The organism is Ochrobactrum sp. PL_is483, from assembly GCF_055816855.1.
This window is the reverse complement of the sequence record NZ_JBVPGS010000040.1, coordinates 390,809-415,294: the sequence shown is the minus strand read 5'-3', so window position 1 is coordinate 415,294 and position 24,486 is coordinate 390,809. Positions and strand designations below refer to the sequence as shown.

Annotated in this window: 29 protein-coding genes; 26 read left to right on the top strand and 3 right to left on the bottom strand. The window is 56.2% G+C overall.

What is annotated here, in order from left to right; genetic code table 11:
• Window positions 1-562: 562 nt before the first annotated feature.
• The 14 genes from AC0TNJ_RS20200 (at window position 563) to AC0TNJ_RS20135 (ending at window position 10,842) form a co-directional block, all read left to right on the top strand.
• On the top strand, window positions 563-865 hold the full coding sequence (locus AC0TNJ_RS20200; RefSeq protein ID WP_144897256.1) for a hypothetical protein: 303 nt from the start codon (window positions 563-565) through the stop codon (window positions 863-865).
• Complete coding sequence (locus AC0TNJ_RS20195; RefSeq protein WP_157796389.1) at window positions 865-1,041, top strand: hypothetical protein; 177 nt, start codon at window positions 865-867, stop codon at window positions 1,039-1,041. The genes AC0TNJ_RS20200 and AC0TNJ_RS20195 overlap by 1 nt, the downstream gene beginning before the upstream one ends.
• A complete protein-coding gene (locus tag AC0TNJ_RS20190) occupies window positions 1,038-1,235 on the top strand; it encodes a hypothetical protein (protein WP_006471944.1) in 198 nt (65 codons plus the stop codon). Before AC0TNJ_RS20195 ends, AC0TNJ_RS20190 begins: the two co-directional genes overlap by 4 nt.
• 121 nt (window positions 1,236-1,356) lie before the next feature.
• Window positions 1,357-2,142 carry an ATP-binding protein gene (locus tag AC0TNJ_RS20185; protein WP_473772207.1) on the top strand — a complete coding sequence of 262 codons (786 nt, stop codon included), beginning with the start codon at window positions 1,357-1,359 and terminating at the stop codon, window positions 2,140-2,142.
• Window positions 2,142-2,384 carry a hypothetical protein gene (locus tag AC0TNJ_RS20180; protein WP_473772206.1) on the top strand — a complete coding sequence of 81 codons (243 nt, stop codon included), beginning with the start codon at window positions 2,142-2,144 and terminating at the stop codon, window positions 2,382-2,384. Before AC0TNJ_RS20185 ends, AC0TNJ_RS20180 begins: the two co-directional genes overlap by 1 nt.
• Window positions 2,385-2,427: 43 nt before the next feature.
• On the top strand, window positions 2,428-2,979 hold the full coding sequence (locus AC0TNJ_RS20175) for a DUF669 domain-containing protein (RefSeq protein WP_266029941.1): 552 nt from the start codon (window positions 2,428-2,430) through the stop codon (window positions 2,977-2,979).
• A gap of 60 nt (window positions 2,980-3,039) precedes the next feature.
• The gene (gene dnaN, locus AC0TNJ_RS20170) at window positions 3,040-4,089 is read left to right on the top strand and encodes a DNA polymerase III subunit beta (protein WP_473772205.1); all 1,050 of its coding nucleotides are present in this window, start codon (window positions 3,040-3,042) and stop codon (window positions 4,087-4,089) included.
• 3 nt (window positions 4,090-4,092) lie between these two features.
• The gene (locus AC0TNJ_RS20165; RefSeq protein WP_473772204.1) at window positions 4,093-5,046 is read left to right on the top strand and encodes an oxidoreductase; all 954 of its coding nucleotides are present in this window, start codon (window positions 4,093-4,095) and stop codon (window positions 5,044-5,046) included.
• Entirely contained in the window at window positions 4,995-6,791 is a 1,797-nt protein-coding gene (locus AC0TNJ_RS20160; RefSeq protein WP_241084484.1) for a DEAD/DEAH box helicase, read from the top strand. Before AC0TNJ_RS20165 ends, AC0TNJ_RS20160 begins: the two co-directional genes overlap by 52 nt.
• A gap of 571 nt (window positions 6,792-7,362) precedes the next feature.
• Window positions 7,363-7,896 (top strand): siphovirus Gp157 family protein, encoded by a 534-nt coding sequence (locus AC0TNJ_RS20155; RefSeq protein WP_473772203.1) that lies wholly within the window; start codon window positions 7,363-7,365, stop codon window positions 7,894-7,896.
• Window positions 7,893-8,156 (top strand): hypothetical protein, encoded by a 264-nt coding sequence (locus tag AC0TNJ_RS20150; protein WP_473772202.1) that lies wholly within the window; start codon window positions 7,893-7,895, stop codon window positions 8,154-8,156. The genes AC0TNJ_RS20155 and AC0TNJ_RS20150 overlap by 4 nt, the downstream gene beginning before the upstream one ends.
• 58 nt (window positions 8,157-8,214) lie before the next feature.
• Window positions 8,215-9,597 carry a helicase-related protein gene (locus tag AC0TNJ_RS20145; RefSeq protein WP_473772201.1) on the top strand — a complete coding sequence of 461 codons (1,383 nt, stop codon included), beginning with the start codon at window positions 8,215-8,217 and terminating at the stop codon, window positions 9,595-9,597.
• Window positions 9,594-10,535 (top strand): DNA-methyltransferase, encoded by a 942-nt coding sequence (locus tag AC0TNJ_RS20140; RefSeq protein ID WP_473772200.1) that lies wholly within the window; start codon window positions 9,594-9,596, stop codon window positions 10,533-10,535. Before AC0TNJ_RS20145 ends, AC0TNJ_RS20140 begins: the two co-directional genes overlap by 4 nt.
• Entirely contained in the window at window positions 10,525-10,842 is a 318-nt protein-coding gene (locus tag AC0TNJ_RS20135; protein WP_473772199.1) for a DUF6511 domain-containing protein, read from the top strand. Before AC0TNJ_RS20140 ends, AC0TNJ_RS20135 begins: the two co-directional genes overlap by 11 nt.
• Here the strand turns inward: AC0TNJ_RS20135 and AC0TNJ_RS20130 are convergent.
• Complete coding sequence (locus AC0TNJ_RS20130; protein WP_473772198.1) at window positions 10,839-11,654, bottom strand: HNH endonuclease; 816 nt, start codon at window positions 11,652-11,654, stop codon at window positions 10,839-10,841. The two genes, AC0TNJ_RS20135 and AC0TNJ_RS20130, sit on opposite strands and share 4 nt — an antisense overlap.
• A 310-nt stretch (window positions 11,655-11,964) precedes the next feature.
• On the opposite strand from AC0TNJ_RS20130, the gene AC0TNJ_RS20125 reads away from it, so the two are divergent.
• The 6 genes from AC0TNJ_RS20125 (at window position 11,965) to AC0TNJ_RS20100 (ending at window position 18,487) form a co-directional block, all read left to right on the top strand.
• Complete coding sequence (locus tag AC0TNJ_RS20125; RefSeq protein WP_473772197.1) at window positions 11,965-14,136, top strand: bifunctional DNA primase/polymerase; 2,172 nt, start codon at window positions 11,965-11,967, stop codon at window positions 14,134-14,136.
• A 73-nt stretch (window positions 14,137-14,209) separates the two neighbouring features.
• A complete protein-coding gene (locus AC0TNJ_RS20120; RefSeq protein ID WP_473772196.1) occupies window positions 14,210-15,526 on the top strand; it encodes an acetamidase/formamidase family protein in 1,317 nt (438 codons plus the stop codon).
• A gap of 192 nt (window positions 15,527-15,718) precedes the next feature.
• Complete coding sequence (locus AC0TNJ_RS20115) at window positions 15,719-16,513, top strand: hypothetical protein (RefSeq protein ID WP_473772195.1); 795 nt, start codon at window positions 15,719-15,721, stop codon at window positions 16,511-16,513.
• A 467-nt stretch (window positions 16,514-16,980) separates the two neighbouring features.
• Entirely contained in the window at window positions 16,981-17,490 is a 510-nt protein-coding gene (locus AC0TNJ_RS20110; protein ID WP_473772194.1) for a VRR-NUC domain-containing protein, read from the top strand.
• A complete protein-coding gene (locus tag AC0TNJ_RS20105; protein ID WP_473772193.1) occupies window positions 17,487-17,690 on the top strand; it encodes a hypothetical protein in 204 nt (67 codons plus the stop codon). Before AC0TNJ_RS20110 ends, AC0TNJ_RS20105 begins: the two co-directional genes overlap by 4 nt.
• Window positions 17,690-18,487, top strand: a complete 798-nt coding sequence (locus AC0TNJ_RS20100; protein WP_473772192.1) for a hypothetical protein — start codon at window positions 17,690-17,692, stop codon at window positions 18,485-18,487. The genes AC0TNJ_RS20105 and AC0TNJ_RS20100 overlap by 1 nt, the downstream gene beginning before the upstream one ends.
• A 210-nt stretch (window positions 18,488-18,697) precedes the next feature.
• Here the strand turns inward: AC0TNJ_RS20100 and AC0TNJ_RS20095 are convergent, their stop codons facing one another.
• Window positions 18,698-18,997, bottom strand: coding sequence for a hypothetical protein (locus AC0TNJ_RS20095; protein ID WP_235691681.1), 300 nt, complete (start codon window positions 18,995-18,997; stop codon window positions 18,698-18,700).
• Between the two features lie 91 nt (window positions 18,998-19,088).
• Window positions 19,089-19,430 (bottom strand): hypothetical protein, encoded by a 342-nt coding sequence (locus AC0TNJ_RS20090; RefSeq protein WP_100652387.1) that lies wholly within the window; start codon window positions 19,428-19,430, stop codon window positions 19,089-19,091.
• A gap of 65 nt (window positions 19,431-19,495) precedes the next feature.
• On the opposite strand from AC0TNJ_RS20090, the gene AC0TNJ_RS20085 reads away from it, so the two are divergent.
• The 6 genes from AC0TNJ_RS20085 to AC0TNJ_RS20060 all read left to right on the top strand — a co-directional run bounded on the left by AC0TNJ_RS20085 (window position 19,496) and on the right by AC0TNJ_RS20060 (window position 24,483).
• Window positions 19,496-19,672, top strand: a complete 177-nt coding sequence (locus tag AC0TNJ_RS20085; RefSeq protein WP_473772191.1) for a hypothetical protein — start codon at window positions 19,496-19,498, stop codon at window positions 19,670-19,672.
• Window positions 19,638-19,970 (top strand): HNH endonuclease, encoded by a 333-nt coding sequence (locus AC0TNJ_RS20080; RefSeq protein WP_473772420.1) that lies wholly within the window; start codon window positions 19,638-19,640, stop codon window positions 19,968-19,970. Before AC0TNJ_RS20085 ends, AC0TNJ_RS20080 begins: the two co-directional genes overlap by 35 nt.
• Window positions 19,971-20,078: 108 nt before the next feature.
• Window positions 20,079-20,465: a hypothetical protein gene (locus AC0TNJ_RS20075; RefSeq protein WP_473772190.1), complete on the top strand. Its 387-nt coding sequence runs from the start codon at window positions 20,079-20,081 to the stop codon at window positions 20,463-20,465.
• A 1-nt stretch (window position 20,466) separates the two neighbouring features.
• Window positions 20,467-22,317, top strand: a complete 1,851-nt coding sequence (locus AC0TNJ_RS20070) for a terminase large subunit (RefSeq protein WP_473772419.1) — start codon at window positions 20,467-20,469, stop codon at window positions 22,315-22,317.
• 17 nt (window positions 22,318-22,334) lie between these two features.
• Window positions 22,335-23,618, top strand: a complete 1,284-nt coding sequence (locus tag AC0TNJ_RS20065; RefSeq protein ID WP_313709196.1) for a phage portal protein — start codon at window positions 22,335-22,337, stop codon at window positions 23,616-23,618.
• A complete protein-coding gene (locus tag AC0TNJ_RS20060; protein WP_473772189.1) occupies window positions 23,608-24,483 on the top strand; it encodes a head maturation protease, ClpP-related in 876 nt (291 codons plus the stop codon). Before AC0TNJ_RS20065 ends, AC0TNJ_RS20060 begins: the two co-directional genes overlap by 11 nt.
• Window positions 24,484-24,486 lie beyond the last annotated feature (3 nt).

Sequence of the window (24,486 nt, the reverse complement as noted above, 5' to 3'; positions counted from 1 at the left end):
GACACGGCACTTGTCAACAGTCACCAACCACACACGAGGAGACATGCAGCATTCATCAAGGGACGAACTGCAGGCAGCTGCCGCCGCGCACCGTAAGAAGGGTGCGTCATTTGGGCAGATCGCGGAATTGATGGGGATCACAAGAGGCCACGCCTGGTCGCTGCTTTCGGAAAGATCGCCCACGCTAACGCCGCCTAATCCAACTGAGAAGACCGTTGTGCGGCGCACAACATATAACGGCGGTTATTCGGGAGGATGCATGGACATTTATGTCTCGCTGCCCCGCATAACCATTCTGGACGGTCCATTTACAGGCACAGTCCACTAGCCTTTTGAGGCAGGCCGACCGCGAGGATGACGGGGCCGACGACTAACCTCCCGACGAGGAGGCCATCTTGAAAACGAAATATACACGAACGGGCGAGCGGGACATGACAAACCGCAAGCCTTACCGGACGGCTGCGCAAAAAGCAAAGGCGCGCGCGAACGCCGTGCTTCGGAATGGGACGCACGTTTCCAACGCGCCAGTCACTTACCACCGCGCATCGAAAAGAGGTGCCGCATGACCTGCGAATGCGGTGAATGCTGGGATTTGCCCGGCGAGATAGTCGTCCACAAACTGTGGAAATGGAAGGGCATCATCATTGAGGAGCGCGACAGCTTTCGCTGGCTGACCGTGCGCTTCATGATCCCCGGCACCGGCCTTGTGCAACTTGAAGTCTCGCGCTTCGAAGTCGAGCCCGATTTTGAAGAGGATGACGGCGGAGTCGAGGCCGACAAGCCTGAAGATGACAACGTCATCCCGGTCGATTTCACCAAGAAAGTGAAGCTTACGAAAAACACCAAGACGAGGGGAGCCGCGTGATGACCTCCACCACGTACAGCCACACGCGCAACTATGCGCCCAAAGACTACGCGGATGGCGACACCCTCTATGAGCGGGAAACCACGCTCGGCCTTGGTGACCGCTTTCTCTGGGGCTTGGCAGTCGTTGCTGTGCTCGCCTTGACGGTCGGCTTCTACGGATGGGTGCTGGCATGATCTCTTTTGCCACAAAAGCCGCGGCTGACATGCCGTTCATCGATCCCGGGCGAAAGCCCGGTGTCGGCCGCATCGGGCAATCCTTGGCGCTTGCAGCGTTCGCGCTGGCAATCGCCACGACAATTGCAGCGTTCCTGTTCTGGAACCTGCTGCTGCCGTTCTACGGGCTGCTTTATCTGTGGGGGGCGGCATGACCGCCCCACGCGCATGGCTGCTCACAAGCCCGCCGGCATGGCTCGTAGGCTGGCTCATACTTGCGGCCGTCATCGCCGCAATCACCGTTACCCACCACACCTACTGAACACGAGGAGACCTATGGCTCTATCTCTTTCAAGCCTCAAGTCGACGAAGAGAAACGATCCGCCCGTGATCCTTCTCTACGGCGTCGACGGCATCGGCAAGACGTCGCTCGCGGCAGAATTTCCAGATCCGATCTATCTCGCAACCGAAGGTGAGCGCCCGCCGTCCGACATCGAAATGGCAACGCCAGGCACAATTGAATCCTTCGACGATCTGCTGAACGTCATCGGCGAACTGCTGACCGAAGAGCACGACCGGCGCACCGTGATTATCGACAGCCTCGATGGGCTGGAACCGCTTGTTTGGCGTGCGACCGCTGCCCGCCTTGGCATCAATGGCATCGAGGATGCTGGGTTCGGCAAAGGCTACGTGGAAGCTGATACCGAATGGAGCGAACTGATGGCCGCCGTGTCGGCGTTATCCCGAGCGGGCATGTACGTCGTCATGCTGGCCCACCCCGAGATCGTGCGCTTCGACAGCCCGACGACAGATCCATACAGTCGATACCAGCCCAAGCTGCACAAGCGGGCCAATGCCCTGGTGCGTGAGAAGTCCGATGTTGTTGCGTTCATGAATTACCGCATCTCCATCAAGGAAAAGGAAGTGGCGCGCCAGACGAAGGTTAGCCACGCCGAGGGCGGGAAGGAGCGCCAGGTGCACTTCAATGAGGCGGCTGGCTTCAACGCCAAGAACCGCTACTCGATGCCCGACAGCGTCGTTTACCGCAAAGGGCAGGGCTTTGCCGACATTGCCAAGTTCTGGCCGGTTGCCAACGACAATGAGCAGAGGGAGGCCGCCTAATGGAAAAAGCTCTAGCTGGCCTTGTAGCAATCGCGGCCATCCTCTTCTTCGCACCGCTCGTCGGCGTTCTCGGCGGTGCCTTCGTCGGCTGGGTCGTGGACCTGTTTTTCGCAGAAACAATTCATGCGTTCCTTGCCGCCGTTGGCATCAACGCGTCGGGCCTTGCGATGTGGCAGATCGGCGCTTCGCTTGGTTTCATCGGTGGGTTCTTCCGCCCGGCTATTCATCGGGCGAAGGCTTAAGTCTCGCCGCCACCACACCACCAACAACACGAGGAAATGACAAATGGCAAAACTAGCCAGCAGATTTGATGCGACTGCTCACGATACGGAGCAGCGGGACTACGAAGAGCTGCCGAACGGCGACTATGAACTGGAAATCGAGGCGTCGGAGGTCAAGGAAGGCGCAAACGGTACCGGCCTCAAGACAACGATGACGGTTCTTCGCCCTGAGGAATACAAGGGCCGCAAGGTCTTCAATTTCTACAATCTGGAACACAAGAACGCGCAGGCGCAAGAAATCGGACAGCGTCAGTTCGCGAGCCTTTGCCGAGCGATCGGCGTCTCGGAAGTCGAGGATTCCGAAGAACTGCACTTCAAGGCGTTTACGGCAAAGATTGGTCTCGGAAAGCCTTCCAAGGACGGCCAATACCCGGCGCGCGCCGAGATCAAGAAGTACTACTTTCCCGATGAGGGCAACGTCCCCCAGCCTTCGATCGACGCCAACCAGCCCGTAGCGCAGACCCGCCCGGCCAATGACAACCGACCGGCTGCGGCAAACAGCAATAAGCCAGCGCCAGCGGCTGCTGCGGCAGGCAAGAAGCGACCTTGGGGCTAAGCTAAACAACAGGCGCGGTTGCCAGCCGCGCCTTCTACCACCGAACACGAGGAGACTTTGATGAGAGTCAGCATTGACCGCTCAGAGCTCGCGCACGCCTTGGCAACTGTCAACCGTGCCATCGAAAGCCGCAACACGATTCCTATTCTTGCCAACGTGCTCTTGGCAGTCGAGGACGGCAAGCTGCGCCTGACAGGCACCGATCTGGATGTCGAGATAACGACCAGCCTGCCGGTGCTCGACTGCCAGCCTGGCAGCGTAACCGTTCCTGGCAAGATGCTTGCGGATATCGCAAAGCGCGCGGCTGGCGACATTACTCTTGAGCTGGATACAGCTAGCGTTGGAGGCCGCCTTACCGTCGCGTCCGGTCGCAGCCGTTACAAGCTCGACGTTTTGCCTGCAGAAGACTTTCCGTCCTTCAGTGCAGGTAAGTTTGACACGACGATCGAGCTTGATTTGGCTGCGCTTGTTGCGCCTTGCGTGCACTGTATTTCGACAGACGAGACCCGTTATTATCTGGCTGGCGTTTATCTGCATGCCGTTGACGGCCGCTTGGTTGCTGTCGCAACTGACGGGCACCGACTTATGCGAAATATGGGCCCTGAAGGCACTTTGGATTACGGCGTGATCCTGCCGCGAAAGCTGGTCGGTCTACTGCCGAAAGGCGCTGTTACGGTTGAACTGTCGCAGAACAAGGTGCGCGTCTCGTCTGGCTCAACGGTTATCACTTCCAAGCTGATCGACGGCACGTTTCCCGACTATGTGCGCGTCATTCCTACCGGCAATAGCAACGTGCTTACCGTTGACCGCCAGGCGCTCATGAAGGCGGTCGAGCGTGTCGCAGCTGTTGCCGACGACAAATCGCGAGCTGTGAAATTCGCCGTCGGTGATGTGCTGCGCCTGATGCTGGCTGACAAGGCCAGCGATGAAGTTTCGATTGAGTTCGAGGGCGAGCCTTTGGAAATCGGGTTTAACGCCCGGTACGTCAACGATATTCTTGGCGCTTTGGATGAACCGAGTGTGCGCTTTGCTTTCAGTGATGCGGGCATGCCTGCCGTCGTCAATGGCGAGGGCGAGTGGACTGGCGTGCTGATGCCGATGAGGGTGTAGGGGATGGCCCCGCTCCCAAAAGCCGAATCCAGCACCGTCCGCGCCATTTATCAAGCTTACGAGGCCCAGGCTAAGTCCTGGGACTCGTGGGGCATCAGCGTGGGCGAGGCTGGCACAGAATGTGACAGAGCCCTTTGGTACGGCTTCCGCTGGGTCTCGGCGCACGAGGTTCATTCGGGTCGCCAGCTTCGACTGTTTGCCACCGGCAATATCGAGGAAGACCGCTTGGTCGCCGACCTCGAGCGCATTGGCGTCGACGTCTACGGTCAGCAAGACAGAATCAGGCTGGTCTCGGGGTTCGTGCGCGGCAAGTGCGACGGCAAGGCAATGGGTGTTCCAGAAGCGCCGAAGACCGAACACCTGCTGGAATTCAAGTCGAGCAACGAGAAGGGCATCAAGGAACTTCAGAAGCACGGCTGCCAGAAAGCTAAGCCACTTCACTACGCCCAGTGCCAGCTCGGGATGCAGGCCTTCGGCCTGACGCGCTGCCTGTATCTGGCGTCGTGCAAGAACACCGACACGCTTTATGCCGAGCGCATCGAATACGATGTCGAGTTCTGCCTTCGACTGTTAGCGCGCTGCGAACGCATCGTGTTTTCAGACGAGCCGCCCAGCCGCATCAGCGAAGATCCAGAGTTCTTCGGCTGCATGTTCTGCAAGCACCGAGGCGTCTGCCACGAAGGCGTTCAGCCGCGAGTGAACTGCCGCACCTGCCTTCATGTCCAGCCCGAGCATGGCGGCGATTGCCATATGTCATGCGCGCGTTGGAACAAACCATTGTCTATCGACGAGCAGAGCGACGGCTGCCCTGCGCACCTCTATCTGCCGGGGTTGATACATGGCGAGCAGATCGATGCGGACGAGATCGCGGAGACAGTTACGTACAGACTGGCGACGGGTGAGATTTGGGTGGATGGCGCCAACGACAACAAGCCGAACAACAAACAGGTAACATGATGGCATTGCGGTACTATCAGCGCGAGGCGGTGGACGCCGTTTTCGAATATTGGAAAGCTGAGGCGGGACATCCTCTGCTCGACATGGCGACCGGTACGGGCAAGTCGATGACTCTCGCCACGCTATTCCACGAGTTGATTACCGGCTGGCCTGACATGCGACTGTGCTGCTGCACTCATGTCGTGGAACTGGTCGAGGGTAACTTTCTCGAGCTGATCGGTATCGCGCCGTTCGCTCCGACTGGCATTTATGCATCTGCCCTTGGCCGCCGTGAAGCGCGGGCGCAAATTCTGTTTGCGCAATTACAGACGGTTTTTAACAAGGCGGCTCAGATCGGCCATGTAGACGTATTGGCGATTGATGAGGTTCATTTGGTGCCGAATGACGCCAACACGATGTACCGGCAATTTATCGACGCGTTGCTGGCGATCAATCCAGATATGAAGATCGTGGGTTTGTCCGCCACGCCTTATCGCCTCGATAGCGGGCGCCTGGATGAGGGCGACGACCGACTGTTCGATAAGGTCGTCTATACATACGGCATACGGCAGGGCATTGACGACGGATATCTTTCGCCGGTCACGTCAAAGCCAACTGAAACCAAGCAAGACACTTCAAATGTCCCGATGCGAGGGAATGATCTTGCCAAGGGTGCATTGCAGGATGCTGTTGATCGCGACGATTTGAACGGCCGGATTCTTGAAGAGGTTTTCGACACAGAAGGGCAGCGCAGGACTGCACTATTCTTCTGCGCCGGCGTTAAGCACGCCACGAACGTGCGCGACATGGTTCGCTCAATGGGGAAGTCCTGCGAAGTTTTGCATGGCTCCACCCCAAAAAATGAGCGTCGAAAGATTATTGAGGCATGTAAGGCAGGTGAAATCTGGTCAATCAGCAATGACAATGTCATGTCTACGGGAACAAACGTGCCGCGCATTGACCTCATCGTTGATATGGCGCGCACAAAATCTGCGAGCCGATATGTGCAGCGCGTCGGACGTGGAACTCGCGTGCTATACCCGCCGCGATTTGATCCCGAAGCGGTGGGACCGGAAGAACGCCGAGCGGCTATTGCGGGTTATCTAAAGCCAAACTGCCGTTACATGGATTTTGCGGGCAATGTCGCAGAGCACGGGCCGGTAGATATGATCGAGCCGCGCAAGCCGACAAAAGGCGACGGTGAAGCCCCAATCAAGGTCTGCCCGACCTGCAACGAGCAACTGCATGCTTCATTGCGCATTTGCTGGTGTTGCGGCCACGAGTTTGAATTCGATGAAACGCCGAAGCTGCAAAGCCACGCAACTGACGCGCCGATTGTGAGCGTTGCTGTTCCGGAGACGCGGGAAGTTACACGCCGCACCTTCGCATACCACGAAGGCAAGGGCGACAAGCAGGACAGCGTGAAGGTGTCTTACTGGGTTGGCATGTCGCCAATCAACGAATGGCTCGGCCCAGCCCATACCGGCTTCTTTAAGTCGAAGTCTGACAGGTGGTGGCGAAAGCATGGCGGACAAGCGCCATTCCCGAAAACCGTGCTGGAATTCATGGAACGCCAGAATGAATTGCTGGCAACCGCGGAAATCGTTGTGAAGCCGAACGGCAAATACTGGGAAGTGGTCGATGCCATTGCGGGAGCTGCAAATGACAACGTGCCAGAGGCGAGCAACGACAATGTGCCGACGCCCACCTACGCGCGTGTGTCTGCCGGGTTGGCTGACGTATTGGATGACGATATTCCGTTCTAGGGAGTTCCGCATCGCATGTTGGGGCGGGGGCTCTGGTTCATGCGATGCGGATGCATTCCAGAGAAGGTTTGCGGCACCAGAATATGGGCATATTAGCGAATGGTGAAATAACAGAATGTAACGGTTGCCAACATTGGGCACCGCAACTGCATGAAATAGAAAAGCCCGCTTCGCGATTGGGAGGAGGAGCGAAGCGGGCCGATCTGAAAAGCGCGGTTGGGAGGAGGAGTACCGCGCTTAGGGTCCGGTTTTTGGGAGGAGGAGTAAAACCGGACGAGGCGTAAATAGGCGGCCCACTCACGCGTTGCAAGGGGCGAATTCGCATAGCAGATATGCAGGAAAAAATAAAAACCGCCCGGCAGCGGACGGCGCGCGCCTGGGCGGTTTAACTCCCTCCCAAGAGTGGCGCGAATATACATAAACAATCAAAGCGCGCAACAGTTAAAAACAAGTATTAATCGCACTAAAACAGTAGGATTAGGTTTAATCAAAATAAACCAATCCATTAACGGGATGCGCAGCGAGGCATGTTAACTTACCAAAACCAAGCACCGAAACACGAGGAGCAACAATGCATAACAAAGCCGACAACACGAAAGCACAGAACTATCTGGCCTATGATGTTACCGTGCTGGAACGGGAATTCGCCGACTTGGTTGCGGCATATCCCGAACTGGCAGAAGACGACGAACTGCGCGCCGATACAATCGAAGGCGAGACAGACGCCTACCGCGTGCTCGGCAAGATCGTAGCAATCGAGCGCGACGCAAACAGCATGGCGCTGGCGATTGGGGAGCGCGCCAAGGAATTGGCCGCGCGAAAGGACCGATACACCAGACGCAAGGACGCCATGCGGGCATTGTTGCTGCGTCTGTTGAAGGCTGCTGACTTGAACAAGGTGAGCTTACCGGAAGCAACTGTGTCGGTCAGCAAAGGGCGCGCCGGCGTTGAGATAGTGGACGAATCCGCTGTGCCTGCGCGTTTTTTGAAGGTTGTGAAATCGCCTGACAAGACGCTTATCAAAGAGGCGCTGGACGCTGGGAAGACCGTCAAGGGAGCCGTACTGCGCGAAGGCCAGCCAACGCTTACGGTGAGGGCTGCGTGAGCTACGCACCGTGGATGGCTATGATTGGCCCTGACGACGAGCCAGACTACCACGCCTATTGGCAAGAAACGGTATCGCTGGCGGATGCAATGATCGACATTGCCACCTATGACGACTGGTTTCCTGACCAATCCCGCCCGATTGCTGCCGTGCAGCAAGGCGGCGGCCAGAAAAACTATGCCGAATGCGGAGAGCCGCAGTTCATGACCCCGTCCGGTATATGCTGCGCCAACGGCCACGGCGGTGCATCCAGCCTATAACCAACACCCCGCCAGCCACCAACTGGCGGGGTACTACCACGTAACACGAGGAGCAAATATGTCCTACGAAGATCTATTGGCGCGTAAAAGCGCTGATGCGCCTTTGCGCGGACTTTCAAACATACCCAAGTTGCACGACGGCATGTTCGCTTATCAGCGCGACGTGACTGAATTCCTTCTTGGTGTGGGCGGAGGCGCCGCTTTTCTTGATACTGGACTGGGGAAAAGTTTCGTTGCTCTCGAATGGGCGCGAGTAGTTGCGGAGCATACAGGCAAGCCTGTCCTGATGCTTGCGCCCCTTGCCGTCGCGCCTCAACACGTTAGAGAGGCCAAGAAGTTCGGATATGACGCCGCGCAGGTCGTGCGCTCTCACGATGAGGTCGGTCCGGGGGTTAATGTCACCAACTATGCCAAGATCGACCATTTTGACGCTGAAGCGTTCGGCGGGGTGGTCTTGGATGAATCCAGTATCATCAAGAACTTCACCGGGCAGACAACGCGTAAGATGATGGCTATGTGGTCAACCACACCATATCGGCTCGCCTGTACTGCTACGCCAGCGCCGAACGATCATATGGAACTGGGCCAGCACTCGCAGTTCCTAGGCGTGATGCAGTCGAATGAAATGCTGACCCGCTGGTTTATTGCCGACCAGACCAATATGGGTCGCTACCGCTTGAAAGGTCACGCTGTTAAGCCGTTCTGGAATTGGGTAGCAAGCTGGGCCCGGTGCATATCACAGCCGTCTGACCTTGGCTATTCGGACGATGGTTTTGCACTGCCGCCATTGGAAACGTTCAAACACGAAGTCCGCGCTGACGTATCCATCGATGCCGGCGATTTGCTTTTCAGAATTCCTGATACGAGCGCAACCGCCATTCACAAAGAAAAACGGCTGACTGCCGATGCGCGAGCCGAAGTCATTGCAGAGCAAGTAAATTCCGAAAATGGGGAACCATGGATTGTTTGGTGCGATACCGATTATGAAGCTGACGCCTTAACCAGCCGTATTCCTGAGGCCGTCGAAGTCCGCGGTTCTATGTCCGATGCCATCAAAGAAGAAAGGCTCGTTGGGTTCAGTGAAGGAAATATCAGGGTACTCGTCAGTAAACCGTCAATAGCGGGCTTCGGCCTTAACTGGCAGCATTGCGCGCGGATGGCGTTCGTCGGGCTGTCCTTCAGCTACGAGGCTTATTATCAGGCCGTCCGCCGCTGTTATCGTTTTGGCCAGAAGCGTCCCGTGCATGTCCATATTGCACTTGCAGATACCGAGCGCGCGATCTGGGACACAATCAACCGCAAGAGCGGCGATCACGAGCAGATGAAGCGTGAAATGTACGCCGCAATGCGGCGAGCGCACGAAAAGCGACAAGTCAAAATCGATTACCAGCCAACACAGCCAATCTCATTGCCGTCATGGCTTGCAGGAGTATCAGCATGACTTTTGTTCTCGACCAATCATCCGGTGAAAACTGGGCGGCCTATAACGCTGATTGTGTGCCTTTTGCAGCCGGCCTTCCTGATAGCTCGATTGATTTCAGCGTATATTCTCCGCCGTTTTCGTCGCTGTATATCTATTCCGAGAGCGTCGCCGACATGGGCAACTGCGCATCCGATGACGAATTTTTCGAGCAATATCGCTACCTAGTGCGCGAAAAGCTGCGTGTCACTCGACCTGGGCGACTTACCGCCATCCACGTCAAAGACCTAGTTTACTACCAAAACAGCAGTGAACGTGGCACGGCCGGACTACGCCCTTTCTCGGACGACTGCACCCGGCTGCACATTGAGGAAGGGTGGGATTTCCATTCGCGCATTACGATTTGGCGCGATCCGGTGCGCGAGATGCAAAAGACCAAGGCACATGGCCTGCTTTGGAAGACGTTGCGCGCCGACAGCACTTTCAGCCGCATGGGTCTGCCGGAATATCTGCTGGTTTTCAGAAAGTGGGCTAAACCAGGTGAGGAAGTCGTACCGGTAACGCACACCAAGGAGAGCTTTCCAGTCGAAGAATGGCAGGATCATGCTTCGCCAGTTTGGAATTTCAGTAAGCAGGACTTACCAGAAACGGACGTTCTTAATGTCAAGGTTGCGCGGTCGGATAAGGACGAAAAACATCTTTGCCCTATGCCATTAAATATCACTAAGCGCGCGTTGCGCATGTGGTCCAATCGCGGCGACAGGGTGTTTTCACCTTTTATGGGGATTGGCTCGGAAGGGTACGTTTCGCTTCAGGAGGGCCGGCGCTTTGTTGGCACAGAGCTCAACCCGAATTACTTCCGGCAGGCGGTGAAAAATCTAACCGAAGCTGCGGCTCACAGCGAAGCACCTACGCTATTTGCCGCCAACAACAACGCGGAGATTGCAAATGCAGCCTGACGATGTGTGTGCTGTTTGCCAGAGACACGCCGTAGGCCTCGGCGTGCAAGAAGACCGCGAGCCGATCCGCTGGCTGTGCAAGGAGTGCGCCGACATTGCCGAGTATATTCGGCAGCGCAAAAGGCTTGATCCTTACGAACTTCGCGCGCTTGACACAGGCGTCGAGGCGGTCGGCGAATACTTGCAGTCCATCCAAAAGACCGACCTAAAGGACATGGACGAATTCGAGGCCAGGCAACTGGTTAAAGCCGCATGGGAAGGTTGCGGGCGAGGGATGCGGGAAGCGTTGAAGGAGGCGCCGTTTTAAGTTCCGTTCGGCGGTTCGATAGATGGCATCTTCTTGAGTAACGTATCGTTGTATGTGGAGCCACCTTGGCCGTGATGAACTTTGCGATGGCAAGTAGGGCACAACGCAATCACGAATGCGGGATCATCAGGGCCGCCGTCGCTCACTCGACGGATGTGATGAGGTTCCAGGTAAGGTTGCCCGTTGACTCGCAGAAAAGGCGCTTGGCAGCCGCAACCCTCGCAATAACCGTTAGCCCGAGCAAGCACGTAATCTCTAACGTGTCGGCTTCGCTCATAGATGGTACGAGTTGACGCTTTGCCCTCGCGGCTTCCCGCTGCTTGTCGAGCAAGATCTCGCATAGCTGCTAAATCGACAGCGGGAACGGGCTGTTCATCGTCGACGGCTTCTACAATGTTCTCGAGGTTTCTAAGTTCGAAGATAATGGCTTTGCGCATATCATCGTTGCGATCAGGCGACTGCCCCCATCGCCAACTCTCGCAGATAAAGCTGCCTAGGAAGATAAGATCTTTGCCTTTCCCGAGGCTTTCAAAAAGGAGTAGATCCTTGCCCAACATAGCATGGTCACGAATTGCTTTATTGCCGCGGACCATTTCCATGTCGCCGACTTGACCTTCACCATAATAGTCAAAACGTCCATCGGGCAGGTGTTGGTCTTCATAGCCGTAATGACTGCCAGCCTTGCCGGTGATGATAATTACAACGTTATGGTTGGACGGAGTAACGATGCCACCCTGTTGCTGGCCAGCAAACTGACCGTGTATGTCTTTCCGCCTGTTATAATATCTGCCTACGACAAAGCCCCAAGTCATGCTTACCCCCGCGTTGAAAGCCAGGGTTAAGCACTACAAAAACAACCTGCGGTTTTCCAGTTTAATTCGCAGGAGCTTAGGCGGTCATCCCTACATCAGTCGGCCGTCTCGCAACTGTTGTTCGCGCTCATGTTCGACGCGATCGAGTATCGCAAAAGCTTGCTGGGCAACGTCTTCTGTCAGCGCAATTTGTAGTCGGCCTTTGAATGTTATCGGCCGCCGCGTGGACTTAGCCACAATGGACCACGTGCCATCCCCGTTCTGAAGCATATCGTAGTCTTTACACATCTCTTTCCCTCCCGAGGTAATCATGCAGCAATCTGTATTACCGGATACCGACCCCCTGCTTGACGTTGCGCTGTCCTACACGGCGCGCAACTGGCCTGTATTTCCATGCCGTGCCGCCGATGAGGAATTCGTCGACGAGGACGGCCTTATCGAAATCCTCGCGACTAAAACTCCGCTGACCTCAAACGGGTTCCGCGGTGCGACACTGAATGAGCGCATTGTGCGTGAACTATGGCGTCGCAATCCCGGCGCAATGATCGGCGTACCGACCGGTGCGCCTATCGGCGCGTGGGTGCTGGATATTGATCCGAAGCACGGCGGGCCGGATACGCTCTCGTCTTTGGAAGCCGAGCATGGCGCTCTGCCTGCCACGCTTACGGCCGAAACCACGAGCGGCGGCCGACATTACTTCTTCAAGCACAAGGAAGGCGTCCGCAATCGTGGGGCATTGGGCGCTGGCATCGATGTTCGCGGCGACGGTGGCTATGTCATTGCGGCTGGCAGCGTACCGGCAGTCGGCCAGCCTTACCGCTGGCTGGTCGATATGGAACCGGTTGACGCCCCGGACTGGCTGCTAGAGCTTGTCCTGCCGCGTTCATACGACAGCACGACCATGTACCAGGCCCCGTCTGTCTCGGGCACGATCAACGACCGGTACGTCGAGCGCGCGGTACAGTCCGAGCTCGACGACCTCGCCATGGAACCGATGGGCAACCGCAACAACCGCCTGAACGACGCTGCGTTCCGACTGGGGACCTTCGTTGGCGCTGGGGCCTTGGCGGAATCCGAGGCGCGGGCCTTGCTACAAGACGTGGCGCGCGGCTGGGGCAGGGACTTCCCCCGTTGCTGCAAGACGATCGATAACGGCCTGAAGGCTGGCAAGATGCATCCGCGTCAGGCTCCGGAAGCCGTCAATGACAATACCAAGCTCGTGGATATCACGCGCATGCTCGATAACGCGCGGGCGAAGGTTGATGAGCAACGGGAACCCGAAGCGCACAACGTCCAGCCAGACGTCCCGGCCGTTGAAGAAGAGCCCGCCGACCAGCCCATCCTCGCAGCCACACCCTTCCAGTGGAAAGATCCGTCAACTCTGCCGCGGCGCGAATTTGCCTTTGGTCGCCACTTCATCCGCAAGTACGTATCGGTTACGGTCGCGCCCGGCGGGCTTGGCAAGACTGCAAACAGCATCGTGGAAGCGCTCGCGATGGCGTCTGGCAAGGCCTTGAATGGCGTAAAGCCGCCGCGTCGACTTAAGGTCTGGCTGTTCAACGTCGAAGATCCGCGCGACGAGCTCGAACGGCGCATCATGGCTGCGTGCATTCACTTCAATCTTAAGCCGGAAGACATCGATGGTCATCTGTTCCTCGACAGCGGCCGCGAGCAGGAGCTTGTCGTGGCGATCGATGACAAGAAAGGCGTCAAAATCCAGGAGCCAATCGTCGAGGCCGTTGCCGAAACCATCCTTGCCAATGGCATTGACGTGATGATCGTCGATCCATTTGTGTCGACGCACCAGGTCAATGAAAACGACAACGGCGCAATCGACAAGGTCGCGAAGCTCTGGGCGCAGATCGCGGACTATACCAACTGCTCCATCGACATCGTGCACCACCTGCGAAAGGTGAGTGATCGTGAGGCAACCGTCGAAGATGCGCGCGGTGCCGTGGCGCTGATTGGCGCAGCGCGTTCGGTGCGCGTGCTTAATCGCATGTCAGAAGCGCAGGCCAATGAGGCGGGCATTCCCGGCATGGATCGGTTCGGTTACTTCTCGATCACGTACGGCAAGTCGAACCTTACGCCGCTGTCGCATCGGCTCGACTGGCGCCATATCGAAAGCGTGGCGTTGGGCAACGGGCGAGGACTGACACAGCCGCAGGACCACGCGCCGGTCGTGACCGAATGGCATTGGCCGTCCAGCGAGGAGGTGGCTGAATGGCTGACGGACGAGCAGAAAGACGCAATCCGCGGTGCTGTAAACGGCGGCATGTACAAGCAGGCGCCGCAGGCCAAGGACTGGGTTGGGCACGCCGTGGCTTATGCGATGGGGCTGGATATAGACGATGAGGTACATAAGAAGCGTGCCGGCCTCATTACCAAGGCACTGTTCAAGGAAGGGTTTCTCGCAAAAGTCGAGGAGCGCGATCCGATACAGCGGAAAACGACGTCGTTTGTGAGGGCGGTTGCGTCCTAAAGACGCAAAAAATGAGTTAGCAAAAACGCGTCTCGCGGCTACAGTCTCACGAAGATCAAATTGGAGGGCTATTATGGCTGACGGTAATTTTTCAGGCGCAAAGCGCAGCATCGTGGTTGATGGCTTTACGAACAGCGTTCTCGACCCAAACGAGCCAATGCTTGGGCCGCTGCAGAATGGCGGCACCATCATTGCGAATACCGCGCCTGGCTGCTGGGGTCCAATGATAACGCCTAGGTTACGCGGTGGTCACGAAGTCACTAAGCCCGTTTTCATTGATGGAGCAGAAGTCGGCGACGGCGTAGTCATTCGTATTCGAGATATCTCTGTGACGTCTCTTGCGACGGCGTCTGGTCATGACACCGTGTCGAACCAATTTTGTCTCGGAGATCCATTCGTGGCAGCGCGTTGCCCCACTTGCGATGAAATTTGGCCAGAGACACACATCGAAGGCGTTGGCCAAGATTCCGTCAAATGCAACAAATGTGGAGGAGCTATCAAGCCCTTTACTGTGGAGCATGGATATACGGTCGTTTTTGACGACACGCAGTCAGTTGGCCTCACGCTGCCGCAAGCCGCGGCACACAAGATTGCGGAGAACGCCGACCATTACGCATCGCTACCGGATAACTCTGTGCAGCATTCCATCCTGAACTATGCGCCGGCCGATCTCGTCGGTGCCATTGTTCGTATGCGGCCGTTCTTGGGGCAACTCGGCACGACGCCTTCGATCGCAATGCCCGATTCACACAATGCTGGCGATTTCGGCGCCTTTCTCGTCGGCGCTCCTCACATCTATTCTCTGACCTCAGAACAATTGCTGGAACACAAAACAGATGGTCATATGGACATCGATGCGGTACGCGCTGGAGCTGTTCTCGTCTGCCCCGTGAAGGTTAAGGGTGCTGGCGTTTACATGGGAGACATGCACGCGTCTCAGGGGGACGGTGAAATTGCTGGCCATACTATGGACGTTGCTGGAAGCGTGACGCTTCAAGTGGAAATTCTCAAAAAATACAACAATGATGGGCCTGTATTATTCCCTCTACTGGAAGACCTCCCGCCTCTGGCGCGACCGTTTACTGCTGATGAAAAACTGAAAGCAGCAAAGTTGGCCGAGCAGTGGGGAGTCGAGCAAACAGAAGAAGTGGCGCCGATTTCAGTAATCGGAACGGCACCCAGCATGAATGCCGCCATCGTCAATGGCCTCGAACGAGCAGCAAAATTGCTCGGCATGTCCGTCGGAGAGGTTCGCAATCGTGCAACAGTAAATGGCGCAATTGAGATCGGGCGCGATCCTGGTGTTATTCAGGTCACCTTCTTGGCCCCACTGAAGAATCTGGATGCCGCTGGATTGGGAGATATCGCGAGAAAACAATACGATATCTAAAGTTTTTGGGCGTGCGAAAGGCGTGCCGAAAAGTATCTAGACGAACTATAAAGCGGGGCTTCGGCTCCGCTTTTTTGTTTGGCCCGCCGCGGCATTCCATGGCTGGGGGTGACGCCGCACTCTAGTGACATCAATATAGTCACGACTGCGATTTTCGTTAATCTATGCCTCATCCGAATCGTGGGGCAGAAAATGAATTCAACATATCCAAGAGACTACGAATTTAGTTTTAACGCAAATATGGGTAGTATTAGTAGTTTAGAACAAAGCAATTCCGGCACCGATTTCTCATTCTATGACGCCAGTAACGATGAACAGGCCGGTAGCGACTATCGCTGGCATTCTCCGCATTTGCAGGGAATCAGCGATCAGCGTGAGCTAATGGAAAAAGTTTCCTACTTGATCGCGCTTGTAAATGGGGCACAGAAGTTAACAGGCTGCCGCGTCAGTAGCAGCGATTTGGAAGTTACTTCACCTGTCGGTCATCATTTTCTAACCGATTCAAGTGATGAATTTTCGTACAAGTTGCCGCCATTCTCCGATAAAATGGATAAATGGAAGTACACTATGGGGGACGACCCTTTTAGAGATTGGATTTCTTATTCTCTTTTTCTGTCGCGGTATGAAGAGACGTCGCGGCACATGTTGCTGTTCCTTGGCGTTAATGGCCCGTCGTGGATTTCATTGTATGCGCTATTAGATTTTATCAACCAATATTTAAGGAATAACAACCTGCCTAACGGCGAGCGCGAACTGGCGGCGAAATACAATGTGGAACACGGAGAATTAAGACGCTTTAAATATACGGCAAACAATTTTGCCGCGATAGGTCCCTTTTGTAGACACGGGGATCAGGGTCACGAGCCCCCTAACGAACCAATGCTTTTCGGCGAGGCGAAAGATCTGATCTTTGAGCTAATGCGAAACTTCCTGAAATCCCATATGGACGCGATGAAGATAAAATTCGAGAATTTATTAAAAAACTAAAGTGACAATTACAGCCCTCTTTTGCGATAAAGGGGGGCTGGATTCACAACAGCACCAACCTCTCAATACAACCCGCTGTCACAATAAAAATACAACTTCTGATACTGCGCACTTCTTTGTGCGCACTTCTCGAAAAACCCTAAAAGAAGTTCGCAAATGCACGCTGCTTTTGGTGCGTAAGTGTTCTTATATAGAAACTTACGCACAAAGCGCGCGGCGCGCAGTTCTCGAGTTTTGAGAAGTGCGCACTTTTCCTGATTCTTGCCAATTCCAGAATACAACCTGAACTGAGGTTGGCGACAAGACGCCCCCGGTGAATGGCGTAACTGGAGGGCCGCAAAGCGCCTTGCCCCACGGCAGGGTAACGTCTCGCTTTTTGCCTGTCCATTAACACGACATTTATTGAGGCACTCCACACTCCTCTTGCCGCTACCAACGGCATACCGGAATCAACACGAGGAGTTCACATGGCTCGCAAACGCACACGCGCGTCTTCGCCTACGACCACGACCGCCACCAAAACACAAACCGTCTGCATCAACGGCGCTCGCGTCAAGATCACCACCAAGGCCGGGAAGGTGACGACCAAGCCAGCCCCGCCGCTCGAATGGGAATTACAGGCGGCACAAGTAGCCAGCCTGCGCCGACTGCCACAGTACCAACGCCAGTTCCTGCTGGCGGGTGACATGAACGCCAGCAAGCGCGGGCCAAGAGCCCAGGCGCAGGCAATCGCAACGGGAATGACCAGCGGCGAACCTGACCTCCGTATCTACGGCGAATACGGTCGCCTGCTGCTGATCGAGAACAAGGTTGGGGAGGGAAGACTGTCACCAGCCCAGAAAGACCGCCACGCAGCCCTACAACGGCTTGGCTACACAGTTCTGGTCATTCGGGCCACCACAACGACAGAAGCCGCTGAGCGGGCTGTTACGGCGGTTCTGGGGTGGCTTGCAGAAGAGAAGGGGAAAGCAGCATGAAGCAGAAGCTGAAAGACAAATATTTCGCCGCGAATGACAACTGCCCGATCGATGAAGACCAGCGTTCATCATCTCCATATGCACGAGACTTGGAACTAAGAGGCTGGCAGACGGCGGCAATTAAACGCCGGGAAGAATTCGAGTTCTATGCAGTCGACGGTGTGTACCTGTCGGATCTTCTGAATGAGGAGGCAGCTTGATGGGAAATGTGATCTATCTCGACCGTGCCACACGGGCCAAACAGGAAGCCAAGGCAATGGCCACGCAATTGCGACGAATCAAACAGCGCCAGTCTATCGGAGACCCTGCCGTTCCTGCGAATGATAACGAGGATTTCCCACTGCTGGCGGTTTTGCGCCGAGACAAGCTGCACGGCTATATCGAACTGGTTATGCAATATCGTCGGCTGGTCGCGATCGCCGAAGCGGAGCCCCTTAAAGGTCAGGACTATGGGTATGATGCTGGCCTGCACGCTGCTCAAGAAAGCAAACGCTTGAAAGGCACTGAAGATGTTGAGGCTGCCGCGGCGCGAAACTGGGAAGGCGGAGTGAAAGGTGGAGAAATCGAATATTCCGGCAAGCTTCGCAGAAGCAAGGGAGCTTATGCCCTTCCTGCCATGCGCAAAGTGAATGTCAAAGTTGATGCCTACTTCGAGAACGACGATGGTACGGTTCCAATACCCAAGACTGGTAAGACGCCGAGCCTGAGTTTGAAATTCACCGACGATCTCCTGCTGGAGAAAATTGATACAAGACCGATACTTGTCTATCTGCGGTCAAGGCTCGGGCCACTTCTTGAACCGTTTGAGGATGCGGTGCTAGGTGGGCGGACGCTGGCTGAAATAGGCGAGAAGGATGGCTTCAAGCACAAGCAGGCAACCGCAGCGGGAAGGTCACTTGTTTTTCGCGGGTTAGCTGCGGCGCGGGGCGCTATGGACGATCTGGATCTTCATCCACTGGCGTATAGAAACGTTTGGAATATCGCGCAACCTGCATAGTGCACCCCGATCCCCTTCAACTCCCCAATGAGGGGAAGACTACATCAAGGCCGCCACGCGCGGCCTTTTTCATTTCAGTGCGGTTACAAGAGCCGCCCCTGCCGGCGTTGCCGGTGGGGTAACTATTCCAGCGCCGTTTCTCCTCCGGCTGCTGGTTCGGCGGGTTGAGGTCGGCAGCTATAAAGCCAGTGCCTCCCCGCCGATTGCGATTTACCGGTAACGACTGCCGCGGCCCTTCATGAGCATGCATGCAACCAAGGCCACCAGACCGACGGATGCCCACGCCGATGCGGTTCCGGGATTTTGTCGTGCGTATTGCACAGCACGCTGGCCATGTTCACGTGCCCCTTCGGCGAGCACATTCACCGCGTCCTTCGTGGACGCGAGGGCGTCGTCGGTTGCGCCAGATAGATTCCCGAGATGATCTGACAATCGGGACGATAGGCTGCTGATTTCCTTGCGCAGTGCGTCGATTTGTTCGGAAACCATGCCTTCGGTGGTCTGTGCCATTTCATTCTCCTTTTCGATTACGAGGAGAGAACGGGCGTCATCGATTAATTGTTCCATTCAATTTCAGCGGGCAAGAGCGCTGGTGTGCTCGCTAGAGGCTCTGCGTTTGATGATGCAGTATCAATTGCCAAAAGTCAGATGAACCAACATACGCAGAGCTACAATTCGCGTGATATAAAGGTTCGCCTGCGCGTCGCGCCTCAGCTACGTATGTAATAGCAATGCAATGACTATCTTCGGCCAGCGTCATGTCGTGCATGAGAACATTTTCCCACCTCGGCACATCTTTCAAACTCTCCAGAATGGATTTGCGACTGAGGGTGCCTACGGATGGTAGGACCATCAATGCTTGCTGGTGTAAGTGCTGCACATAAAAAGACACGCCTTCCAGCCAAAATCCTCTTTCCAAATCCCAAATTGTTTGAGCGTGCATGACTGGCTCCTTTCGGGAACGAACAGCGCGGCACCAGAAAAGTTGCCTAAGCGAGGTAAAAAATCATGTTTGATCGTCTCTTTCGGATCGCTACCGATGTTGTGACTGCGCCGGTCGCTGTCGTTGCGGATGTTGTCACCCTTGGCGGTCTGGTCAATGACCGGACTGAGCCTTACACGCTGACCAAGGTGCGGCGCATTGGAAGCAATGCCGCCAAAGTCGTTGACACGCTCGCGTCCTGACCGCCGCAGCACAGAAGCCAGTGCTTACCGCAAGCTCTACAAGACATCCCGGTGGCAACGCTTACGTGAGCGACAACTGACCGCGCATCCTTTGTGCGCCTATTGCTTGCAGCAGGAGGACGTCACGCCAGCAACGGTGTGTGACCATGTCAGGCCACATAAAGGCGATGAGGCGCTGTTCTTTGACCCACACAACCTCCAAAGCCTCTGCGCACCATGCCATGACCGCATCAAACAGCGTGAAGAGCTAGGCCAGGATGTTGTTCGGTTCGGGCCTGACGGATGGCCGGTCAGCTGACCACCTGGGGGCATCGAAAAGTCCAAAAGCCAACAAACCCCGGACCGGCGGGGTCCGACAGCGCACGCATCTGCAATTCAAAACATGACCCCATAAGGATTTCATTCCATGGCAAAGCCGAGAAATCCCCTCGGCAAAGCGAAGGTCGAGGGTCGCGACAAAATCAATGCCGGGCGGTACAAAAACCGCGCCGAACCGGCCGCAAACGGCCCACTTGGGGCTCCTCCCGTATGGTTGAAAGACAGCGCTGAGATCAAGGCGAAGTCAGCCTGGAAGCTTTTCGCGAAAGAGCTGCCGTGGTTGAATGAATCGCATCGCACGCTCGTCGGTATGGCCTCGACTATTCAGGGCCGCATCATGGCCGGTCAGGAAGTTGGTGTGCAGGCGATGAACCTGCTGCGCCAGATGCTTGGCCAGATGGGTGCGACGCCTGCTGACGCGTCCAAGGTCGCGACACCTGACGCGGGCGAAGAGAAGGATGATCTGCTTGACTGATATGCCTGCGCTTGAGCGTGTGAGCGCTTATGCGCAAGCTGTCATTGATGGCAGAGAAGTCGCCGGCCCTCACGTTCGCAATGCCTGCCGCCGCCATTTCGACGATCTCGAACATGGGCACGAGCGCGGGCTGTATTGGGATGACGACGCCGCCGATCGCGTGTTTCGGTTCTTTGAAGGGCGGCTAAAGCTTTCAGAGGGCCAGTTCGAAGGCAAGCCTTTCAAGCTGCATGCCTCGCAGGCATTCAAGCTTGGGTCGCTGTTCGGCTGGAAACGTGCCGACGGTTCGCGCCGCTTTCGCCGCGCTTACATCGAGGAAGGCAAGGGCAACGGTAAGTCACCGTTTGCTGGTGGAGTCGGTCTGTACGGGCTGATCGCTGACAAAGAGGCGGGCGCCCAGATTTATGCTGCAGCTGCCAAGAAAGAACAGGCTGGAATTCTTTTTCAGGATGCCGTGAAGATGGTTCGCGCTGCCCCGGCGCTGGTCGAACGACTGAAGTTCAGCGGCGGTATCGGGCGCGAGTTCAATATCGCGCATCACAAGTCGCAATCGTTTTTTCGTCCGATCTCGAAGGATTCCGGCAAGTCTGGCTCTGGTCCGCGTCCGCATTTTGCGCTTTGTGACGAGGTGCACGAGCATCCTGACCGCTCGACGATGGAAATGCTTGAGCGCGGCTTCAAGTTTCGTCGTCAGCCGCTGCTGCTGATGATTACCAACTCAGGCAGCGACCGAAACAGCATTTGCTGGGAAGAGCACGAGCATGCCGTCAAGGTTGCAGCAGGGACACAGACGCCGGATGAGGATTTTACCTATGTCGGCGAGGTGATCGACGACACGACATTTTCCTATGTTTGCGCGCTGGACAAGGGCGACGATCCGCTCAAGGACGAAACCTGCTGGAAGAAGGCTAACCCGCTACTGGGCGTTATCTTGACGCAGGAATATCTGGCCGGTGTTGTCGCGCAGGCAAAGCAGATGCCGGGCAAGCTGAACGGCATTCTTCGGCTGCACTTCTGCTGCTGGACCGATGCCGACAAGGCATGGATGCCACGCGAAACCGTTGAAAGCGTAATGGACGATTTCGATCCTGAAGTCGAACACGCTGACAAACCCGTTTTCATGGGCGTCGACCTGTCCGGTAGCAAGGATATGACTGTGCTCGCGTGCGTTGTTCCTACTGGCTTCAAGGAAATGGAGCGGGAAGACGGATCTACCGTCAATCTGCCGACGTTTGATGCGTGGGTGGAGGCTTGGACGCCAGCTGATACGCTGGAAGCGCGAGAACAGGCTGACAAGGCGCCATATGCGCTTTGGGTAAAACAGGGGTGGTTGAATGCTCCGCCCGGCAAGCGAATTAGATATGATTTCGTGGCATCGCGGGTCCAGCAACTCGATCAGGCGTTCGATATCAAGGCCATCGCCTATGACCGCTATGCCTACGACAAGTTCCGCGAGGAAGTCGAAGCGCTCGGGTTGGGCATTGAACATGTCGCGCACCCACAGGGCGGCAAGGTTCGGGCTCGGCCTGAGCCTGCGAAGGTAGAGGCTGCAAAAGCCGCTGGCTTACCGCCGCCGCAAGGCTTGTGGATGCCGGGCTCGGTTCTGGCGCTCGAAGACATGATCATCGACGGTCGCATTCGCATGCGCCGCAGTCCGGTGCTCATGACCGCCCTGATGGGCGCCACCTTCGATCATGACCCGCAAGACAATCGGTGGTTCGTCAAGACGAAGGCGTCAGTGCGCATCGACGCGGCAGTAGCACTGGCAATGGCAGTTGGCGTGGCGATGGACGGCGCGGTTATGCCGAAAGAGTCCGTCTACAAGAAACGCGGCATCCGAATGGCCGGCTAATCGGAACAAGGAAAGATATGGGTATTTTAGACCTGTTCCGGTCCAAACCGGAGGCAGCGCCTTCGGTCGCGCCGAAACGAGCGCCGCGAGCTGACTGGCAATATTTCGACGGCTTGGATGATCCAAGGCTAGCCGCCTTTCTTGGTGGCGGTGCAGAAACCGCGAGCGGCATGGCGGTGACGCCCAAGGCTGCTCTGTTCAACACAACAGTTTTTCGCTGTGTCGACCTCATCTCGGGCAGTATCGGGATGCTGCCTTTCTACCTAATGCACAAGGACGGGAAGGGGCGACTTCACCCAGCCGATGATCATTCTCTGTTTGATGTACTTCTTACGCAACCGAATAACTGGCAGACGGCGTATGAATTCCGTCGGCAGCTGCAGTCACATGCACTGACCTACGGCAATGCTTTCGCTCGTATTGTTCGAAACGGCAAACGTGTGGTGGCTTTGCAGCCCCTGCACCCAACCAATGTCACCGTCGAGCAGAAAGACGACCTGACCGTCATCTACAAAGTCGTCTTGAAGGGTGGTCGATATGTCGAGCTGCCCCAGTCGGAGGTTTTCCATCTCCGCGATATGACGGACGATGGCGTTGTCGGACTTTCTCGCGTCCAACAGGCAAAAGAGGCCATCGGCCTAGCCATGCAGACCGAAAAAGCCGCGGCTCGCCTATTTAAGAACGGTACGATGGTCGGCGGCGCGCTCACGCACCCAGGTAAACTCGGTGACCCGGAGTTCGAAAACCTCGACACCAGTCTCAAAGAAAAGTTCTCTGGCGCGGAGAACGCGCACAAATGGCTGATCTTGGAAGAAGGCATGAAGGCCGAGCCGTTCTCTCAGACGGCAAGAGATAGCCAGCAGATCGAGACAAGAAATCATCAAATTGAGGAAGTTGCACGTGCTTTTGGTGTGCCGCGACCTCTGTTGATGATGGACGACACGTCCTGGGGCAGCGGTATCGAAACCCTTGGCCAGCTTTTCGTTCGTTATGGACTGGCGCCGTGGTTCACCGCTTGGGAACAGGCGGTTTCTCGGTGCCTGCTGACCCGAGAAGAGCGTCGATCGTATCAGGCTGACTTCGATGAGCGCGAATTGCTGCGCGGTTCGATTAAAGATCAGGCCGAATTCCTCGCGAAAGCCTTGGGTTCCGGTGGATCTAGACCGTGGATGTCACAGAATGAAGCCCGCGATTATGTGGGCTTGAGCCAGAGCGACGATCCAGACGCGGACAGCCTTAAAAATCCAATGACGCAGCCAGAAACTGGCCGCCCTCCTTCAGGAACGCGTAATGAGCCTTAACAGAACGCCGGTTGCAGCCGTTGCGCGACCGAAGTCGTATCAGTGGGATGTGCCTCTCTCCGCCTTGGAGCGGTGGGAGAGCGCCCCCCAAGCGGCAGAAGCTGACGATCCGAACACAATTTCGATCTTTGACGTGATCGGCGAGGATTATTGGAGCGGAGGCGGGTTTACGGCCAAGCGAGCCGCCGCAGCGCTTCGATCTATCGGTAAAAACCCGGTCACCGTGAACGTGAATTCGCCGGGCGGCGACATGTTCGAGGGATTGGCGATTTACAATCTCCTCGCAAGCCATCCCGGCGAGGTCACTGTCAATGTGATGGGTTATGCGGCGTCTGCGGCATCAATCATCGCGATGGCTGGCGACAGGGTGATCATGTCTACCGGTTCGATGATGATGATCCACCGAGCCTGGGGCCTTGCTGTCGGCAATACGCACGATTTTACCGACGCTGCGACACTGTTTCAGTCCTTCGATAGTTCAATGGCGGATATTTACGCCGCCCGAACCGGACTGGCGCAAGACGTCGTACTTTCTCTATTGGATGGCCCGTCAAAGGCGTCGGACGGCACTTGGCTATCTGCCGACGAGGCCATTGAAAAGGGATTTGCGGACGAGAAGGGCGCTGGAATCGGCAAGCCCGACGCAAAAGCTGAACTTCCCGCACATATCGCAGCAATGCGCCGGATTGACCGGGCGCTAGCTGCAGCAGGTGAGACGCGGCGCTCGCGTACTCAACTTCTCCATGAAATTCGAGGCGAGCGTGGTGCCGCCGAGAACGCCAAGCGCGATGCTGGCGAGGACACGACAAGCGAAGCCGCCATTCGTGCGGCACTTTCCAGCAATTTATCAATTCTCAGGAGGTAGTCC

Bases quoted from the DNA above. Each gene is read 5' to 3' on its own strand.
- AC0TNJ_RS20065 (WP_313709196.1), top strand. From the start codon at position 22,335: ATGGGTATTTTAGACCTGTTCCGGTCCAAACCGGAGGCAGCGCCTTCG.
- AC0TNJ_RS20165 (WP_473772204.1), top strand. From the start codon at position 4,093: ATGGCCCCGCTCCCAAAAGCCGAATCCAGCACCGTCCGCGCCATTTAT.
- dnaN (WP_473772205.1), top strand. From the start codon at position 3,040: ATGAGAGTCAGCATTGACCGCTCAGAGCTCGCGCACGCCTTGGCAACT.
- AC0TNJ_RS20075 (WP_473772190.1), top strand. From the start codon at position 20,079: ATGGCAAAGCCGAGAAATCCCCTCGGCAAAGCGAAGGTCGAGGGTCGC.
- AC0TNJ_RS20090 (WP_100652387.1), bottom strand. From the start codon at position 19,430: ATGCACGCTCAAACAATTTGGGATTTGGAAAGAGGATTTTGGCTGGAA.
- AC0TNJ_RS20070 (WP_473772419.1), top strand. From the start codon at position 20,467: ATGCCTGCGCTTGAGCGTGTGAGCGCTTATGCGCAAGCTGTCATTGAT.
- AC0TNJ_RS20085 (WP_473772191.1), top strand. From the start codon at position 19,496: ATGTTTGATCGTCTCTTTCGGATCGCTACCGATGTTGTGACTGCGCCG.
- AC0TNJ_RS20185 (WP_473772207.1), top strand. From the start codon at position 1,357: ATGGCTCTATCTCTTTCAAGCCTCAAGTCGACGAAGAGAAACGATCCG.
- AC0TNJ_RS20110 (WP_473772194.1), top strand. From the start codon at position 16,981: ATGGCTCGCAAACGCACACGCGCGTCTTCGCCTACGACCACGACCGCC.
- AC0TNJ_RS20140 (WP_473772200.1), top strand. From the start codon at position 9,594: ATGACTTTTGTTCTCGACCAATCATCCGGTGAAAACTGGGCGGCCTAT.
- AC0TNJ_RS20100 (WP_473772192.1), top strand. From the start codon at position 17,690: ATGGGAAATGTGATCTATCTCGACCGTGCCACACGGGCCAAACAGGAA.
- AC0TNJ_RS20175 (WP_266029941.1), top strand. From the start codon at position 2,428: ATGGCAAAACTAGCCAGCAGATTTGATGCGACTGCTCACGATACGGAG.
- AC0TNJ_RS20060 (WP_473772189.1), top strand. From the start codon at position 23,608: ATGAGCCTTAACAGAACGCCGGTTGCAGCCGTTGCGCGACCGAAGTCG.
- AC0TNJ_RS20130 (WP_473772198.1), bottom strand. From the start codon at position 11,654: ATGACTTGGGGCTTTGTCGTAGGCAGATATTATAACAGGCGGAAAGAC.
- AC0TNJ_RS20135 (WP_473772199.1), top strand. From the start codon at position 10,525: ATGCAGCCTGACGATGTGTGTGCTGTTTGCCAGAGACACGCCGTAGGC.
- AC0TNJ_RS20155 (WP_473772203.1), top strand. From the start codon at position 7,363: ATGCATAACAAAGCCGACAACACGAAAGCACAGAACTATCTGGCCTAT.
- AC0TNJ_RS20200 (WP_144897256.1), top strand. From the start codon at position 563: ATGACCTGCGAATGCGGTGAATGCTGGGATTTGCCCGGCGAGATAGTC.
- AC0TNJ_RS20180 (WP_473772206.1), top strand. From the start codon at position 2,142: ATGGAAAAAGCTCTAGCTGGCCTTGTAGCAATCGCGGCCATCCTCTTC.
- AC0TNJ_RS20145 (WP_473772201.1), top strand. From the start codon at position 8,215: ATGTCCTACGAAGATCTATTGGCGCGTAAAAGCGCTGATGCGCCTTTG.
- AC0TNJ_RS20190 (WP_006471944.1), top strand. From the start codon at position 1,038: ATGATCTCTTTTGCCACAAAAGCCGCGGCTGACATGCCGTTCATCGAT.
- AC0TNJ_RS20120 (WP_473772196.1), top strand. From the start codon at position 14,210: ATGGCTGACGGTAATTTTTCAGGCGCAAAGCGCAGCATCGTGGTTGAT.
- AC0TNJ_RS20125 (WP_473772197.1), top strand. From the start codon at position 11,965: ATGCAGCAATCTGTATTACCGGATACCGACCCCCTGCTTGACGTTGCG.
- AC0TNJ_RS20105 (WP_473772193.1), top strand. From the start codon at position 17,487: ATGAAGCAGAAGCTGAAAGACAAATATTTCGCCGCGAATGACAACTGC.
- AC0TNJ_RS20195 (WP_157796389.1), top strand. From the start codon at position 865: ATGACCTCCACCACGTACAGCCACACGCGCAACTATGCGCCCAAAGAC.
- AC0TNJ_RS20095 (WP_235691681.1), bottom strand. From the start codon at position 18,997: ATGGCACAGACCACCGAAGGCATGGTTTCCGAACAAATCGACGCACTG.
- AC0TNJ_RS20115 (WP_473772195.1), top strand. From the start codon at position 15,719: ATGAATTCAACATATCCAAGAGACTACGAATTTAGTTTTAACGCAAAT.
- AC0TNJ_RS20080 (WP_473772420.1), top strand. From the start codon at position 19,638: ATGCCGCCAAAGTCGTTGACACGCTCGCGTCCTGACCGCCGCAGCACA.